General features: G+C 71.0%; 13 protein-coding genes. 12 read left to right on the top strand and 1 reads right to left on the bottom strand.

The features are described from left to right. Nucleotides 1-70: 70 nt before the first annotated feature. Nucleotides 71-1,090, top strand: a complete 1,020-nt coding sequence (locus ACFQ8T_RS08740) for a TerC family protein (RefSeq protein ID WP_430546156.1) — start codon at nucleotides 71-73, stop codon at nucleotides 1,088-1,090. Further along, nucleotides 1,087-2,208: a TerC family protein gene (locus ACFQ8T_RS08735; protein ID WP_430546155.1), complete on the top strand. Its 1,122-nt coding sequence runs from the start codon at nucleotides 1,087-1,089 to the stop codon at nucleotides 2,206-2,208. The genes ACFQ8T_RS08740 and ACFQ8T_RS08735 overlap by 4 nt, the downstream gene beginning before the upstream one ends. 61 nt (nucleotides 2,209-2,269) lie before the next feature. On the opposite strand, the gene ACFQ8T_RS08730 is transcribed toward ACFQ8T_RS08735, so the two are convergent. After that, entirely contained in the window at nucleotides 2,270-2,566 is a 297-nt protein-coding gene (locus tag ACFQ8T_RS08730; protein WP_429763395.1) for a YciI family protein, read from the bottom strand. Between the two features lie 149 nt (nucleotides 2,567-2,715). Between ACFQ8T_RS08730 and uvrA the strand changes: the two genes are divergently transcribed. The 10 genes from uvrA (at nucleotide 2,716) to gap (ending at nucleotide 16,399) form a co-directional block, all read left to right on the top strand. Then, nucleotides 2,716-5,730 (top strand): excinuclease ABC subunit UvrA, encoded by a 3,015-nt coding sequence (uvrA, locus tag ACFQ8T_RS08725; RefSeq protein ID WP_430546154.1) that lies wholly within the window; start codon nucleotides 2,716-2,718, stop codon nucleotides 5,728-5,730. A gap of 17 nt (nucleotides 5,731-5,747) precedes the next feature. Beyond that, complete coding sequence (locus ACFQ8T_RS08720; protein ID WP_430546153.1) at nucleotides 5,748-6,266, top strand: OsmC family protein; 519 nt, start codon at nucleotides 5,748-5,750, stop codon at nucleotides 6,264-6,266. Nucleotides 6,267-6,524: 258 nt separating this feature from the next. Then, complete coding sequence (gene ngcE, locus ACFQ8T_RS08715) at nucleotides 6,525-7,970, top strand: N-acetylglucosamine/diacetylchitobiose ABC transporter substrate-binding protein (protein WP_430546152.1); 1,446 nt, start codon at nucleotides 6,525-6,527, stop codon at nucleotides 7,968-7,970. Continuing rightward, nucleotides 7,967-8,989 (top strand): carbohydrate ABC transporter permease, encoded by a 1,023-nt coding sequence (locus ACFQ8T_RS08710; RefSeq protein WP_430546151.1) that lies wholly within the window; start codon nucleotides 7,967-7,969, stop codon nucleotides 8,987-8,989. Before ngcE ends, ACFQ8T_RS08710 begins: the two co-directional genes overlap by 4 nt. Beyond that, the gene (locus tag ACFQ8T_RS08705; RefSeq protein WP_430546150.1) at nucleotides 8,986-9,885 is read left to right on the top strand and encodes a carbohydrate ABC transporter permease; all 900 of its coding nucleotides are present in this window, start codon (nucleotides 8,986-8,988) and stop codon (nucleotides 9,883-9,885) included. The genes ACFQ8T_RS08710 and ACFQ8T_RS08705 overlap by 4 nt, the downstream gene beginning before the upstream one ends. A gap of 69 nt (nucleotides 9,886-9,954) precedes the next feature. Next, a complete protein-coding gene (gene uvrC / locus ACFQ8T_RS08700; RefSeq protein ID WP_430546149.1) occupies nucleotides 9,955-12,150 on the top strand; it encodes an excinuclease ABC subunit UvrC in 2,196 nt (731 codons plus the stop codon). Beyond that, nucleotides 12,147-13,082, top strand: a complete 936-nt coding sequence (gene rapZ, locus ACFQ8T_RS08695; protein ID WP_430546148.1) for an RNase adapter RapZ — start codon at nucleotides 12,147-12,149, stop codon at nucleotides 13,080-13,082. The genes uvrC and rapZ overlap by 4 nt, the downstream gene beginning before the upstream one ends. Further along, nucleotides 13,079-14,047, top strand: coding sequence for a uridine diphosphate-N-acetylglucosamine-binding protein YvcK (gene yvcK, locus ACFQ8T_RS08690; RefSeq protein WP_430546147.1), 969 nt, complete (start codon nucleotides 13,079-13,081; stop codon nucleotides 14,045-14,047). The genes rapZ and yvcK overlap by 4 nt, the downstream gene beginning before the upstream one ends. 62 nt (nucleotides 14,048-14,109) lie before the next feature. Next, nucleotides 14,110-15,090, top strand: coding sequence for a DNA-binding protein WhiA (whiA, locus tag ACFQ8T_RS08685; RefSeq protein ID WP_430546146.1), 981 nt, complete (start codon nucleotides 14,110-14,112; stop codon nucleotides 15,088-15,090). 304 nt (nucleotides 15,091-15,394) lie between these two features. Further along, nucleotides 15,395-16,399 carry a type I glyceraldehyde-3-phosphate dehydrogenase gene (gene gap / locus ACFQ8T_RS08680; protein ID WP_430546145.1) on the top strand — a complete coding sequence of 335 codons (1,005 nt, stop codon included), beginning with the start codon at nucleotides 15,395-15,397 and terminating at the stop codon, nucleotides 16,397-16,399. Nucleotides 16,400-16,464 lie beyond the last annotated feature (65 nt).

Genomic DNA, 16,464 nt, shown 5'->3' with positions numbered 1-16,464 from the left:
CGCCAGGCTCGTAGCCGCTCCGGGTGGGGAAGACCTCCGGTGCTCAGTGCTACGTACCGGAGGAGTTTCCATGGATGTGCCCGTCTGGGTCTGGATCGTCACCGTCGGCGTGATCCTCGCGATGCTCGCGGTCGACTACGTCGGCCACGTGCGCACCCCGCACGCCCCCACGCTGCGCGAGTCGGCCACGTGGTCCCTGGCCTACGTCGCGGTCGCGGTCGTGTTCGGCGTGATCGTCTGGGTCGTGTGGGGCGGGACGTACGGCGGCGAGTACTTCGCCGGGTACATCACGGAGAAGTCGCTCAGTGTCGACAACCTGTTCGTCTTCGTCCTGATCATGACGAGCTTCCGGGTGCCCCGGGAGTACCAGCAGCGCGTGCTCCTCATCGGCATCACGATCGCGCTGGTGCTGCGCACGGTGTTCATCATCGCCGGCGCCGCGATCATCGCGAACTTCGCCTGGGTCTTCTACATCTTCGGTGCGTTCCTCATCTGGACCGCGATCGCCCAGGCCCGCTCGGGCACGGGGCACGACGAGGAGTGGAACGAGAACGGCGTCCTGCGGCTGACCCGCCGCCTCTTCCCGACGACGGACACGTACGTCGGCGACAAGATGACCGCGAAGATCGACGGCAAGCGGTACATCACGCCGATGCTCATCGTCATGGTCGCGATCGGCAGCGCCGACCTGCTGTTCGCGGTCGACTCGATCCCCGCCATCTTCGGTCTCACGCAGGAGACGTACCTCGTCTTCGCGGCCAACGCGTTCTCCCTGCTCGGCCTGCGGCAGCTCTACTTCCTCGTGGACGGCCTCCTGGACCGCCTCGTCTACCTCAACTACGGCCTCGCGGCGATCCTCGGCTTCATCGGTGTCAAGCTGGTGATCCACGCCCTGCACACCAACGAGCTGCCGTTCATCAACGGCGGGCAGCACGTCGAGGCGATCCCCGAGATCTCGACGACGCTGTCCCTCAGCTTCATCGTGGTGGTGCTCGCCGTCACGACGATCGCCTCCCTGGCGCGCGACCGGCGTGACCGTCGGGCCCGTGCCACGGCCTCGCCGACACCCACCTCCGAAGGAGACGCATGATCCACGAGCTGCCGGTCTGGTTCGAGTGGGCGTCGCTCGCGGCGCTGATCGTCCTGCTCGCCGTCGACCTCGCCATCGTCGGCAGGCGCCCCCACGTGCCGAGCATGAAGGAGAGCGGCCTGTGGGTCGGCTTCTACGTCGCCCTGGCGCTGGTGTTCGGGCTGATCGTGCTCGCGGTGGGCGGCACCGCCCCCGCCGGGGAGTTCTACGCCGGCTGGCTCACGGAGTACTCCCTGAGCGTGGACAACCTGTTCGTCTTCGTCATCATCATGTCGCGGTTCGCGGTGCCGAAGCGGCACCAGCAGATGGTGCTGATGGTCGGCATCATCATCGCGCTGGTGCTGCGCGGGGCGTTCATCCTCGCGGGGGCGGCGATCCTCGAGCAGTTCGTGTGGGTCTTCTACCTCTTCGGCGCGTTCCTCATCTACACGGCGGTCAAGCTCGTGGCGGGGGGCGACGACGAGGAGGAGTTCAAGGAGAACGTCGCGATCCGCCTGCTCCGCCGCGTGCTGCCGGTGAGCCAGGAGTACGACGGCGCGAAGGTGCGCACGGTGGTCGACGGCAAGAAGCTGTTCACCCCGATGCTCGTGGTGTTCGTCGCGATCGGCTCCACGGACCTGCTGTTCGCGCTCGACTCGATCCCCGCGATCTTCGGGCTGACGAAGGACCCGTTCATCGTCTTCACCGCGAACATCTTCGCCCTCATGGGCCTGCGGCAGCTCTACTTCCTGCTCGGCGGCCTGCTCGAGCGGCTGGTGTACCTGCCGATCGCCCTGGCGGTCATCCTCGGGTTCATCGGCGTCAAGCTCATCCTCGAGGCGCTGCACACCAACACGCTCCCGTTCATCAACGGGGGCGAGCACGTCGCCTGGGCGCCCGAGATCCCGATCTGGCTGTCCCTCGCCGTGATCCTCGGCTCGATCGCGATCGCGACCGTCGCGAGCCTGGCGAAGACGCGGCGGACCGCCGCGGTCGCCGCGAAGGACGCGGCGCCGGCGGGCGCGGCGGACGCAGCGGGTGCGGCGTCGTCGACGACGGCGGCACCGGAGACGCAGGACGTGGCGTCGGAGCCCGGATCCGCTCCCGCATCCTCCGGGCCGGAGTCCTCGGGCCGCTGACGACACGAGCGCACAGGCCCCGGACGGCACGCCGTTCGGGGCCTGTGCGCGTCGTCCGGCGTCAGGCGGCGAACCCGCCGATCACGGGCACGAACTCCCGCGCCGCGCGGTGCGCGACCAGACCCTCGCGCCGCATGGGGTCGGCCGCGAGCAGCTCGAGCGCGCCGGTCGCGTCGTCGGCCTCGACGACCAGGAGCGCGCCGCCGGGCTCGCCGTCCGGCGTCGCGGGCAGCGGGCCGGACACGCGCAGCGTGCCGCTCTCGTGCAGGCCACGGAGGAACTCCCGGTGCTCCGGTCGGACCTCCGCGAGGCGGTCGGGGTCGGTGACGTAGACGTACGTGACGGCGTAGACGGACATGGCCGTATCCAAGCACCCCGTGCGGTCGCGGGCCGGGGGAGTCCGGGAGCGGGTCAGGCGGCCGGGTGTGACCGGTCAGGCACGCGAAAAGGCCCCGAAAGGTATAGAACGCCTGTACGAATGTCGGCGTCCCGACGTAAGATGCCCGGGTGAGCAACCGCCTCGTCATCTCCGGCGCCCGCGAGCACAATCTGCGCAACATCGAGCTCGATCTCCCGCGCGACGAGCTGATCGTCTTCACCGGGCTGTCGGGCTCGGGGAAGTCCTCCCTGGCGTTCGACACGATCTTCGCCGAGGGGCAGCGTCGCTACGTGGAGTCGCTCTCCGCGTACGCCCGCCAGTTCCTCGGCCAGATGGACAAGCCCGACGTCGACTTCATCGAGGGCCTGTCGCCCGCGGTGTCGATCGACCAGAAGTCGACCAACCGCAACCCGCGGTCGACGGTCGGCACGATCACCGAGGTCTACGACTACCTGCGCCTGCTCTTCGCCCGCGCGGGGACGCAGCACTGCCCCGTGTGCGGCGAGCCGGTCCGCTCGCAGACGCCGCAGCAGATCGTCGACAAGCTCCTCGAGCTGCCGGAGGGCACGCGCTACCAGGTGCTCGCACCCGTCGTGCGCGGGCGCAAGGGCGAGTACGCCGACCTGTTCGCCGAGCTGCAGACGCAGGGTTTCGCCCGCGCGCGGGTCGACGGCGAGGTGGTGCAGCTGACCAGCCCGCCCACGCTCGAGAAGAAGCTCAAGCACGACATCGAGGTCGTCGTCGACCGCCTCGTGTCGCGCGACGGCGTCCAGCGCCGGCTCACCGACTCGGTGGAGACCGCGCTGCGCCTCGCGGGCGGCCTGGTCATGGTGGAGCTCGTCGACGCCGACATCGACGACGTCGACCGGGTGCGCAAGTTCTCGGAGAAGCGGGCGTGCCCCAACGACCACCCGCTCGCGCTCGACGAGATCGAGCCGCGCACGTTCTCCTTCAACGCCCCGTACGGCGCGTGCCCGGAGTGCACCGGCATCGGCTTCCGCCTCGAGGTCGACGCCGACCTCGTCGTGCCGGACGAGGAGAGGACCCTGCGCGACGGTGCCGTGGTGCCGTGGGCGCAGACGTCGTCGGAGTACTTCGAGCGGGTGCTCACCGCGCTGGCGGAGGAGATGAGCTTCTCCATGGACGTGCCGTGGCGCGCGCTGCCGCAGCGCGCCCGTGACGCGATCCTGTTCGGCCGCAACCACCAGGTGCACGTGCGGTACAAGAACCGGTGGGGCCGCGAGCGGCAGTACTCCACCGGCTTCGAGGGCGCGGTGACCTTCCTGGAGCGGCGGCACCGGGAGACCGAGTCCGACTGGTCGAAGGAGAAGTACGAGGCCTACATGCGCGAGGTCCCGTGCCCCGTGTGCTCGGGGGCACGGCTCAAGCCCGAGGTCCTCGCGGTCACCGTCGGCGGCAAGTCGATCTGGGACGTGTGCAGGCTGCCGATCGACCAGGCCAAGACCTTCCTCGACGGGCTCGAGCTGGGCGAGCGCGAGCGCGCGATCGCGGCAGAGGTCCTCAAGGAGATCCACGCCCGGCTCGGCTTCCTCGTCGACGTGGGCCTGCACTACCTGTCGCTCGAGCGTCCGGCGGGCACCCTGTCCGGCGGCGAGGCCCAGCGCATCCGGCTCGCCACCCAGATCGGCTCCGGCCTCGTCGGCGTGCTGTACGTGCTCGACGAGCCCTCGATCGGCCTGCACCAGCGCGACAACCGCCGCCTCATCGAGACGCTGACCCGCCTGCGGGACCTCGGCAACACGCTGATCGTCGTCGAGCACGACGAGGACACGATCCGCGCGGCAGACTGGATCGTCGACGTCGGCCCCGGCGCGGGCGAGCACGGCGGCCGCGTCGTGCACTCGGGCGACTATGCCGGGCTCCTCGAGGCCGAGGGCTCGATGACCGGCGCCTACCTCTCCGGGCGGCGCAGCATCGCGCTGCCCGCGGAGCGTCGCGCGACCGACCCCGGCCGGAAGGTCACGGTCGTCGGCGCCCGGGAGAACAACCTGCGGGGGATCGACGTGTCCTTCCCGCTCGGCGTGCTCACGGCGGTCACGGGCGTCTCGGGGTCCGGCAAGTCGACGCTGGTCAACTCGATCCTGCACACCGTGCTCGCGAACGAGCTCAACGGCGCGCGCCAGGTGGCGGGCCGGCACACCCGGGTCACGGGCGTGGACCAGCTCGACAAGGTGGTGCACGTCGACCAGGGGCCGATCGGGCGCACGCCGCGCTCCAACCCGGCCACCTACACGGGCGTGTGGGACCGGATCCGCAAGATCTTCGCGGAGACCGAGGAGGCGAAGGTCCGCGGCTACGGGCCGGGCCGCTTCTCCTTCAACGTCAAGGGCGGGCGCTGCGAGGCGTGCGCGGGCGACGGCACGCTGAAGATCGAGATGAACTTCCTGCCCGACGTCTACGTGCCGTGCGAGGTGTGCCACGGCGCGCGGTACAACCGCGAGACCCTCGAGGTGCACTTCAAGGGCAAGACGGTCGCGGACGTGCTGGACATGCCGATCGAGGAGGCCGCGGAGTTCTTCGCCGCGTTCCCCGCGATCTCGCGCTACCTCACCACGCTGGTCGAGGTGGGTCTCGGCTACGTCCGCCTCGGGCAGCCGGCGCCGACGCTCTCGGGCGGCGAGGCGCAGCGGGTCAAGCTTGCGAGCGAGCTGCAGAAGCGCTCCACGGGTCGCACGATCTACGTCCTGGACGAGCCGACCACGGGCCTGCACTTCGAGGACATCCGCAAGCTGCTCGGCGTGCTGCAGTCGCTGGTGGAGAAGGGCAACACCGTCCTCGTCATCGAGCACAACCTCGACGTCATCAAGAGCGCCGACTGGATCGTCGACATGGGGCCGGAGGGCGGCTCCGGCGGCGGGACGGTCGTGGCGGAGGGCACGCCCGAGGACGTCGCGCAGGTCGCGGCGAGCCACACGGGCCAGTTCCTCGCGCCGATCCTCCAGGAGCACCCGCCCGTGCCGACGGCGACCCCTGCCGGCCGGGCGAGGTCCGCCGCCGCGACCTCGGCGTCGTCGGCGCCGCGTGCGCGGAGCTCGGCGAAGGGCACGACGAAGGGTTCGGGGAAGGCGACGACGAAGGGGAAGACCGCGTCGAAGCGTCCCGGTAAGCGCAGCGCCGCCTGACGTCCTAGCGTGTGGCCATGGGAGCGCACCACAACTACGCCGTGACCGTCGCCTGGCCCGATGCTGCCGAGGCCGGGGCCTCCGACCCCGGTGGCGGTCCGGGCACGACGTCCTACACGTCGTACTCCCGGGACCACACGGTCCTGGTCTCGGGCAAGCCGCCGCTGCTCGGGAGCGCCGACCCGGCGTTCCGTGGTGACCCGGCGCGGCACAACCCGGAGGAGCTGTTCGTCGCGAGCCTCGCGCAGTGCCACATGCTGTGGTTCCTCCACCTGGCCGCCGAGCACGGCCTGGTGGTCCGCGAGTACGTGGACGACACGACCGGCACGATGCGGGTGGAGTCCCGGGGCGAGGGGCAGTTCACCGACGTCACGCTGCGACCCCGGGTGACCGTCGACGCGGGCCCGCAGGCGACGGACGAGGCCGTGGCGGAGCTCCACCACCGCGCGCACGCCCTGTGCTTCATCGCACGGTCGGTCAACTTCGCGGTCATCGTCGAGCCGGCGCCCGTGCGGCTCGCGGCACCCGCCTCGTAAGGGGCCACCCGCACCCGAGCGGGTGATCTATACCAGTCCGGTCACACTGTCGTGTGGGCGGTTGACGTGGCGACCGCGCGTGAATATTTTCCACTCCATCCCCGTGGTGGATGGGAGATATTTCCGTGAGCGGTGCGGAACCCGCCGCAACGCCTCACGGTGCGAGACGAGGAGGTCGGCGCAGGGCCTGAGCGGGCAGAGCAGCACGGTTGACGGGGCGTCGAGCGACGCACCCTGACACGAAGGGCATCAACGACGATGACCAGCAACTTCACCACTGACCAGAGCAACATCACCCCCCAGCCCTCCCGCCGGTCGGTGCTCCGCGCCGTGATGTACACGGCCGCCGCCGTCCCGTTCGGCCTCCCGCTCGCGGCATGCGCCACGGGCGGTGGCGGCGGCGAGGCGACCACGAGCGCCGCGACCGGCGGCTCCACGGACGCGAAGAACCCGTTCGGCATGGCCGAGAACACCACGGTCGACGCCGTGATCTTCGACGGCGGCTACGGCGTCGACTACGTCGAGTTCGCCGGGAAGGTCCTCGCCGGCCTGCACGCCGGATCGACCGTCAAGGTCTCGCCCTCGACGCAGATCGCCACGGAGCTGCAGCCGCGGTTCGTCGGCGGCAACCCGCCCGACCTGGTGGACAACTCGGGCGCCCAGTCGATCGGGTTCAACACGATCCTCGACCAGCTCGAGGACCTCACCGACATCATCGACGCGCCCAACGTCGAGGGCACGACCATCCGCGACACCCTGTACGAGGGCGTCCTCGCCCCGGGCACCTACGGGGACAAGTTCGCGGCGCTCAACTACGTGCTCACCGTCTACGGCGTCTGGTACTCGGGCAGCCTCTTCGACAAGAACGGCTGGACGCCGCCCGCCACGTGGGAGGAGGCCAAGGCCCTCGGCGCGGAGGCGAAGAAGGCCGGCAAGTACCTCTTCCTGTGGGGCACCGAGGCCGCGACGTACTACCAGACCCTCGCGATCGAGTCGGCCATCAAGGAGGGCGGCGACGAGGTCCGGCTGGCGCTCGAGAACCTCGAGCCGGACTGCTGGTCCAACGACTCGCTCCAGGCGACCTTCACGATCATGAAGGAGATCATCGACGCCGGGTACTTCAAGCCCGGCGGGTCGGGCACGCAGTTCACCGCGGCCCAGGCGCAGTGGAGCAACAAGCAGGAGGCGCTGCTCTACCCGTCGGGCTCCTGGATCGAGAACGAGATGAAGGACCAGACGGCGTCCGACTTCCAGATGAAGGGCGTCCCGAGCTTCTCGGTCACCGCGAGCCCGGCGATGCCCGCCACGGCGCTGCACTCGACCGCCGGCGAGCCGTTCATCGTGCCGTCGCAGGCCAAGAGCGTCGCGGGCGGCAAGGAGCTGCTGCGGGTCATGCTCTCGAAGGAGGCCGCGACGAACTTCTCCAAGACGAAGCTGGCCCCGACGATCGTGAAGGACATCGTCCCCGCCGACGGGTTCGGGTCGACGGCGCTGGTGTCGCAGACCGAGATGCTCAGCGCGGCCGGGACCGACATCTTCACGTTCAACTTCGTCAACACGTACGGCATGAACCAGGAGCAGCTCCCGATCTGGAACTCCTTCCTCGACGGCAAGAAGTCGGTGGCGGACCTCACCAAGGAGCTGCAGGCGATCACGGACCGTATCGCGAACGACGACACGATCGACAAGATCGAGGTGTCATGACCGCCATCCCCGGCGCCGGGCAGGTCCTGCCCGCCGGCGAGGGAGCTCCTGCGGGGCCCGGGCGCGGGCCCCGCAGGGGGCGGCTGGGCGGGTGGTCGTTCGACACCGTGAGCTTCTTCGTCGTCTTCCTCGGTCTCCCGCTCGCGCTCTTCCTGGTCTTCGTGATCTGGCCGTTCGTCCAGGCCGCGTTCTACGCCCTCACCAACTGGTCGGGCTTCACGACCGAGTTCGACGTCGTGGGCCTGGCGAACTTCACGACGCTGCTGCAGGACCCGCGGTTCGTCAACGCCGTCGGGAACAGCGTGATGTTCGGCCTGTTCATCCCGCTCATCACCATCGTCATCGCGCTGACGTTCGCGATCCTCATCACGGTGGGCGGAGCGGGGAGGGGACAGGTCCGGGGCGTCCGCGGGTCGGGCTTCTACCGGGTCGTGTCCCTCTTCCCGTACGTGATCCCGGCGATCGCCGTCGGCATCATGTGGCGCCTGATCCTCGACCCGAGCAACGGTCTGGTCAACGGCATCCTCACGGGGCTGGGGCTCGACCGGTTCCAGTCGTTCGCGTGGCTGGGGAACGTGGGCACGGCGATGCCCGTGACGATGTTCGTGGTGGTGTGGGGCTTCGTCGGCTTCTACATGCTGCTCTTCATCGCGGCGATCAAGGGCGTCCCGTCGGAGATCTACGAGGCTGCGCGGATCGACGGCGCCGGGCGGTGGCGGACCTCGTGGTCCATCACGCTGCCGCTCATCCGGGACAACGTGCAGACCGCCTACATCTACCTGGGGATCATCGCGCTCGACCTGTTCGTGTACGTGCAGGCGCTCAACCCGCAGGGCGGCCCCGACAACTCGACGCTCGTGATGTCCCAGCAGCTGTTCCGCACGGCGTTCACGGAGGGGAAGTTCGGCTACGCCAGCGCGATGGGCGTGGCGATGGCGATCGTGACCCTGGTGTTCGCCGCGCTGGTGTTCACCGTGAACCGCCTCGCCGGCGGCCGGAGCGAGAGGGGCCGGGGATGACCGCCCACGCCGAGGCGGTGCCGCGCGCGGCACGTGCCGTCCCACGGACCCGGGCCGCACGCGCGGCGGGCGGCGACCGCCTCGCCGCCGGGGTCTCGCACACCGTCCTCGTGATCTGGTGCATCCTCGTCATCGCACCGATGGTCTGGGTGCTCATCGGCTCCTTCAAGACGAGCGCGGAGATCTTCGCGTCGCCGTTCTCGTTGCCGGAGCACTGGTCGTTCACGAACTACGAGAACGCGTGGGTCGACGCCCAGATCGGCCGTGCCTTCGTGAACACGATCATCGTGGTGGGGTCCGCGCTGGTGCTCGTGATGCTCCTGGGGGCGATGTGCGCCTACGTGCTCGCCCGGTTCGAGTTCCCCGGGCGGCGGGCCATCTACTACCTCATGCTGGCGGGCCTGACGTTCCCCGTCTTCCTCGCGATCGTCCCGCTGTTCTTCGTGCTCCAGAACGCCGCCCTGCTCGGCACGCTGCCGGGGCTGATCGTGGTGTACGTGGCGTTCGCGCTGCCCTTCACGGTGTTCTTCCTCTACGCGTTCTTCCGAGGGCTGCCGGACGACATCGCCGAGGCCGCGGCGATCGACGGGGCGGGGAACTGGCGGACCTTCTTCCAGGTGATGCTGCCCATGGCGAGACCCGGCATGGCGTCGGTGGCGATCTTCAACTTCCTGGGCCTGTGGAACCAGTTCATCCTGCCGATCGCGCTGAACCCCGAGCAGCAGAACTACGTGCTGTCCCAGCGGCTGGCCGCGTTCGTGTCGTCGGCGGGGTACGCCGTGGACTTCGGCGCGATGTTCGCGGCGGTGGTCGTGACGATCGTGCCGGTGCTCATCGCCTACCTGATCTTCCAGCGCCAGCTCCAGGGGTCCGTCACGGCGGGGACGATGAAGTAGCGGCCGCCGGCCCCCGGGGCCGCCCACCGCGGCGCCGGGGGCGTCGGTGGCCTGACCTAGGCTGACGGCATGGCCGACCCAGCGACCTACCGCCCGAAGCCGGGGGAGATCCCCACGTCACCCGGCGTCTACCGGTTCCGCGACGCGCACGGCCGCGTGATCTACGTGGGCAAGGCGAAGAACCTCCGGGCGCGGCTGTCGAACTACTTCCAGGACGTCGCCCACCTGCACCACCGCACGCAGAGCATGGTGACCACGGCGGCGTCGGTGGAGTGGACGGTGGTGGGCACCGAGGTCGAGGCCCTGGCGCTCGAGTACTCGTGGATCAAGGAGTACGACCCGCGGTTCAACGTGAAGTACCGCGACGACAAGTCGTACCCGTACCTCGCGGTGACCATGGCGGAGGAGGTGCCGCGCGCCCAGGTGATGCGCGGGGCCAAGCGCCCCGGCACGCGGTACTTCGGGCCGTACGGCCACGCCTGGGCGATCCGCGAGACCCTCGACCTCCTGCTGCGGGTCTTCCCGATCCGCACCTGCTCGGCCGGCGTGTACCGCCGTGCCCACCAGACGGGCCGACCGTGCCTGCTGGGCTACATCGACAAGTGCTCGGCGCCCTGCGTCGGTCGGATCACCGTCGACGACCACAAGCAGCTGGCGCAGGACTTCTGCGACTTCATGGCCGGCGACACGCAGCGGTTCGAGCGGCGCCTCACCGCGCGGATGAACGAGGCCGCCGCGTCCATGGAGTACGAGCAGGCCGCCCGGCTGCGCGACGACATCCAGGCGCTGCGCCGGGCCACGGAGAAGAACGCCGTCGTGCTCCCCGACGCGACCGACGCCGACATCTTCGCGCTCGCGGGCGACGAGCTCGAGGCCGCCGTCCAGGTGTTCCACGTGCGCGGCGGACGCATCCGCGGGCAGCGCGGCTGGGTCGTGGAGAAGGTCGAGGACGTCACGGACGCGGAGCTCGTGGAGCACCTGCTGCAGCAGGTGTACGGCGCCGTCGAGGACGCGCGCACGGCGGCGGAGGAGGCCGACCTCGACGTCGAGGGACGCGCGGCGGCACGCCGCGAGGCGCGCGACGCCGTCCCGCGCGAGGTGCTGGTCCCGGTGCTTCCCCCCGACCCGGCGCAGATGACGGCCTGGCTGACGGGGCTGCGCGGTGCTCGCGTGGAGCTGCGGGTGCCGCAGCGCGGCGACAAGCGCGAGCTCGCCGCCACGGTCAGGGCCAACGCGGAGCACGCTCTCGCGCTGCACCGCACCCGCCGTGCCGGCGACCTCACCACCCGCAGCCAGGCGCTCCGCGAGATCCAGGAGGCGCTGGGCCTCGAGTCGGCGCCCCTGCGCATCGAGTGCTACGACGTCTCGCACACCCAGGGCACCTACCAGTCCGCGTCGATGGTCGTCTTCGAGGACGGGCTGCCGCGCAAGAGCGAGTACCGCACCTTCTCGGTCCGGGGTCCCGAGGGTGACGGGGCGCGGGACGACACGGCAGCCATGCACGAGGTCATCACCCGCCGGTTCCGCCGCTACCTGGCCGACCGGCTGGCGTCGGGCGAGGTGGAGCTCGACGACAGCGACGAGGACGGGCGCCCGCCCCAGGTCGCCCGCCCTCGGTCGGGCGAGGTTCCCGCAGAGCAGGCGAGGGAGGCGGGGGAGCGCAAGCGGTTCGCCTACCCGCCCAACCTCGTCGTGGTCGACGGCGGCCCGCCCCAGGTGGCGGCGGCCCAGCGCGCCCTGGACGAGCTGGGGGTCACCGACGTCGCGCTGTGCGGGCTCGCGAAGCGGCTCGAGGAGGTGTGGCTCCCCGGTGAGGACTACCCGGTGATCCTGCAGCGCTCCTCCGAGGCGTTGTACCTGCTCCAGCGGGTGCGCGACGAGGCGCACCGGCGCGCCATCACGGCGCACCGGCAGCGCCGGAGCAAGGGGATGATGACCTCGGCGCTCGACGAGGTGCCGGGCCTCGGACCGGCGCGGCGCAAGGCGCTGCTGAGCACGTTCGGCTCGGTCAAGAAGCTGCGCGCGGCGAGCGTCGACGAGATCGCCCAGGTGCGCGGCATGGGTCGCCGCACCGCCGAGGCCGTCGTCGCGGCGCTCGGCGGCGGCCCCGGCGCCGCAGGGAGCTCCGACGCGTCGGAGCCCGCCACCCGCGCCGACGTCACCTCAGCCGGCGCCGCCGACGACAGCTCGGCCGACGCCACCGCCGACCGGAGCAGCGCGCCGACCAGCCAGGACGCGGCGGGCCCTGGCATGCTGGGCGCATGAGCGAGCCGGACCCCATCACCGTCCCGCAGGGCATCCCCGAGATCGAGGCCACGACCCCCGCCCCGGAGCAGTCCGAGCCGGAGGTGCTGATCATCACCGGCATGTCGGGCGCCGGCCGCTCGCGTGCCGCGGGCGTCCTCGAGGACCTCGACTGGTTCGTGGTCGACAACCTGCCGCCGATGATGATCGTGCCGCTCGTCGACCTCATGACCCGGGCGGGCTCGTCCGTGGAGCGGCTCGCGGTCGTGGTCGACGTGCGCGGGCGGGAGTACTTCGCCGAGCTCACCCGGGTCCTGCAGCACCTGCGCGACGCCGGGGTGAACTACCGGATCCTGTTCCTCGACGCGCGCGACGAGACCCTGGTGCGGCGCTACGAGAGCGTCCGCCGACCGCACCCCCTGCAGGGCGAGGGGCGGATCCTCGACGGCATCGGCGAGGAGCGCCGCGCGCTCGCGTCGATCGCCGAGCGCGCCGACGTCGTCATCGACACGTCGGAGCTGTCGGTGCACGACCTCGCGCGCGAGGTGCGCGCCGCCATCGCGGACGGCGCCCCCGACGCGCTGCGCGTGAACGTGCTCGCGTTCGGCTTCAAGTACGGCATCCCCCTCGACGCCGACCACGTCGTGGACGTCCGTTTCCTGGCGAACCCGTACTGGATCACCGAGCTGCGTCACCTCACGGGCCGCGACGCCCCGGTGCGGGAGTACGTGCTCGCCCGGCCCGGGGCGCGGGAGTTCGTGGACCGGTACGTGGCCGCGCTCGAGCCGGTCCTCGCCGGCTACCTGGCCGAGGAGAAGCGGTACGTGACGATCGCGGTGGGGTGCACCGGGGGGAAGCACCGCTCGGTCGCGATCGCGGGCGAGATCGCCCAGCGGCTGCGGGACGCGGGCCAGCGGGTCTCCCTCACCGCGCGCGACCTGGGGAAGGAGTGACGACGCCGGTCGCGAGCCCGGGGGCGCCGGCGGTGACGGCGCTCGGGGGAGGGCACGGGCTGTTCGCGAGCCTGTCCGCGCTGCGTCTGATGTCCGACCGGCTGACCGCCGTCGTGACCGTCGCGGACGACGGTGGGTCGTCGGGCCGCCTGCGTGACGAGCTCGACGTGCTGCCGCCCGGCGACCTCCGGATGGCGCTCGCGGCGCTGTGCGACGACTCCGAGTGGGGCCGCACCTGGAGCGACCTGCTGCAGCACCGGTTCGTGTCGGGCGGCAGCCTGGACAAGCACGCCATGGGCAACCTCCTGATCGTCGCGCTGTGGGAGCTGCTCGGTGACACGGTGACGGGGCTCGACTGGGTCGGCCGGCTGCTCGGCGCGCGGGGGCGCGTGCTGCCCATGGCGTCGGTGCCCCTCGTGGTCGAGGCGGACGTGCGCCGCGACGGCGTCGCGACGCTCGACACCGTCGTCGGGCAGAGCCGTGTCGCCGTGTCCGAGGGGCGGATCGAGCAGCTGCGGCTGGTGCCGGCGGACCCGCCGGCGTGCCCGGAGGCGGTGGAGGCGGTCCGCACCGCGGACTGGGTCGTGCTGGGCCCGGGATCCTGGTACTCGTCGGTGCTGGTGCACCTGCTGGTGCCGGAGCTCGCGAAGGCCTTGCACGAGACCGACGCGCGGGTGTGCGTGACTCTCAACCTGGCCGCCGAGCGCGGCGAGACCCAGGGGCTCACCGCGACCGACCACCTCGAGGCGTTGTTCCGGCACGCGCCCGGGCTGCGCGTGGACGCGGTGCTGGCCGACCCGTCCGCCGTCGAGGACGTCGACGAGCTCGCCGACGCCGCCCAGGCGATGGGTGCGCGGCTGCTCATGCGGCAGGTCCGTCGCGGCGACGGGACGGCGCGCCACGACCCGCTGCGCCTGGCGGCGGCCTATCGCGACGTGTTCGAGGGCGTCTACGGGGACGTGTGACGGGTCCCGGTGGGGCTCCGCCGACGGCTCAGGGTGCTTGCCTCGCGTGGCAGGATGACGCCATGGCGCTGACGGCAGAGGTGAAGGACGAGCTCGCGCGGATCAAGGTGACCCGGACGTCGTGCCGCAAGGCGGAGGTCTCGGCGACGCTGCGGTTCTCCGGCGGGCTGCACATCATCTCGGGCCGCGTGGTGATCGAGGCGGAGCTGGACGACGAGGCGGCCGCGGCGAGGCTGCGGCAGTCGATCACGGAGCTCTACGGGCACACGAGCGACCTGATCGTGGTGCAGGCCGGGGGCCTGCGCAAGAACAACCGGTACGTGGTGCGCGTGGTGCGCGACGGCGAGTCTCTCGCCCGCCAGACGGGCCTGCTGGACTCCCGGGGGCGGCCGGTGCGCGGTCTCGCCCCGGAGGTCGTGTCGGCGGGAGTCGTGGAGGCGGAGGCGGTGTGGCGTGGTGCGTTCCTCGCGCACGGGTCGCTCACGGAGCCGGGCCGTTCCATGGCGCTGGAGGTCACGTGCCCCGGGCCCGAGGCGGCGCTCGCCCTGGTCGGCGCCGCGCGGCGCCTGGGCGTGCAGGCGAAGTCGCGAGAGGTGCGGGGCGTGGACCGCGTCGTGGTGCGCGACGGCGAGGCGATCGGGGAGATCCTGCGCCGGATGGGCGCGGTGCGCACCCGCGAGATCTGGGAGGAGCGGCGCGCGCGCCGCGAGGTGCGCGGCACCGCCAACCGGCTCGCGAACTTCGACGACGCGAACCTGCGGCGGTCGGCGCGCGCCGCCGTCGCGGCGGGCGCACGGGTGCAGCGCGCCTTCGAGATCCTGGGCGAGGACGTGCCCGAGCACCTGCGGCAGGCGGGGGAGCTGCGCCTGGCGCACAAGCAGGCGTCGCTGGAGGAGCTCGGGCAGCTGGCCGACCCGCCGCTGTCCAAGGACGCGGTCGCGGGCCGGATCCGGCGCCTCCTGTCGACGGCGGACAAGCGGGCCATCGACGTCGGGATCCCGGACACCGAGGCCGGCCTGAGCCCGGAGCTGCTGGACCTCTGACGCCGTCGCGCGCCCGGGCGTCCGCCGTCCGCCGGTCGCCGGCCGTGGCCGGCGAGCCGCGGCGTCCATATGGTCAGACCACATGTCTCACGAGGCCGTCGAGGGTCAGCGGCACCGCGGTTTCGGGTATAGGCTCATTCCGTCAGGTGACGACGACGTGACCCGAGGCTGACCGCCCGGTGGAAGAACGTCGGGTGGTTCCGGGGTCACGACGTGAATCATCAGCACGCCCCTCGCGGCGTGCGGAAGTCGGCATCAACCGTGTGCGTCGGGATCTCACCGGCGCGCCCTGAGGAGGGCAATCGTGACCATCCGCGTCGGGATCAACGGCTTCGGTCGGATCGGACGGAACTTCTACCGCGCTCTCGTGGAGTCGGGTGCGGACATCGAGGTCGTCGGCGTCAACGACCTGACCGACAACAAGACTCTGGCCCACCTGCTCAAGTACGACACGGTGCTGGGCCGCTTCCCGAAGTCGGTCGACTTCGACGACGACAACATCATCGTCGACGGCCAGAAGATCCGTGCGCTCGCCGAGCGCGACCCCGCGAACCTCCCCTGGGGCGAGCTGGGCGCGGACATCGTCATCGAGTCCACCGGCTTCTTCACCGACGCCACCAAGGCCAAGGCGCACATCGACGCCGGCGCCAAGAAGGTCATCATCTCCGCCCCGGCGAAGAACGAGGACGCGACCTTCGTCATGGGTGTGAACAACGACCAGTACGACCCGGCCGCGCACCACATCATCTCGAACGCGTCCTGCACGACGAACTGCCTCGCGCCGCTCGCCAAGGCCCTCAACGACTCGATCGGCATCGAGCGCGGCCTCATGACGACGATCCACGCGTACACCGGCGACCAGAACCTGCAGGACGGCCCGCACAAGGACCTCCGCCGCGCCCGCGCCGCCGCGCAGAACATCGTGCCGACCACCACGGGTGCCGCCAAGGCCGTCGCCCTGGTGCTCCCGGAGCTCAAGGGCAAGCTCGACGGCTACGCCCTGCGCGTCCCGGTCATCACCGGCTCGGCCACGGACCTCACCTTCGAGGCCCCCAAGGAGGTCACGGTCGAGGAGGTCAACGCCGCGGTCAAGGCCGCCGCCGAGGGTCCCCTCAAGGGCGTGCTCGAGTACGTCGAGGACGACATCGTCTCGACGGACATCGTCACCAACCCGCACCAGAGCATCTACGACGCGAAGCTCACCAAGGTGATCGGCAACCAGGTCAAGGTCGTCTCCTGGTACGACAACGAGTGGGGCTACTCCAACTCCCTCGTGTCGCTGACGGTCTTCGTCGGCGAGAAGCTCTGACGACTCCGGCGCCCGACACCGCTCGAGCGTGAGTCACGACGTCCGCGTGCGCGCCGAACTCCCGC

The organism is Isoptericola sp. NPDC056618, from assembly GCF_042792715.1.
GTDB classification, from domain to species: domain Bacteria; phylum Actinomycetota; class Actinomycetes; order Actinomycetales; family Cellulomonadaceae; genus Isoptericola; species Isoptericola nanjingensis.
This window is presented reverse-complemented; position numbering and strand designations above follow the sequence as displayed.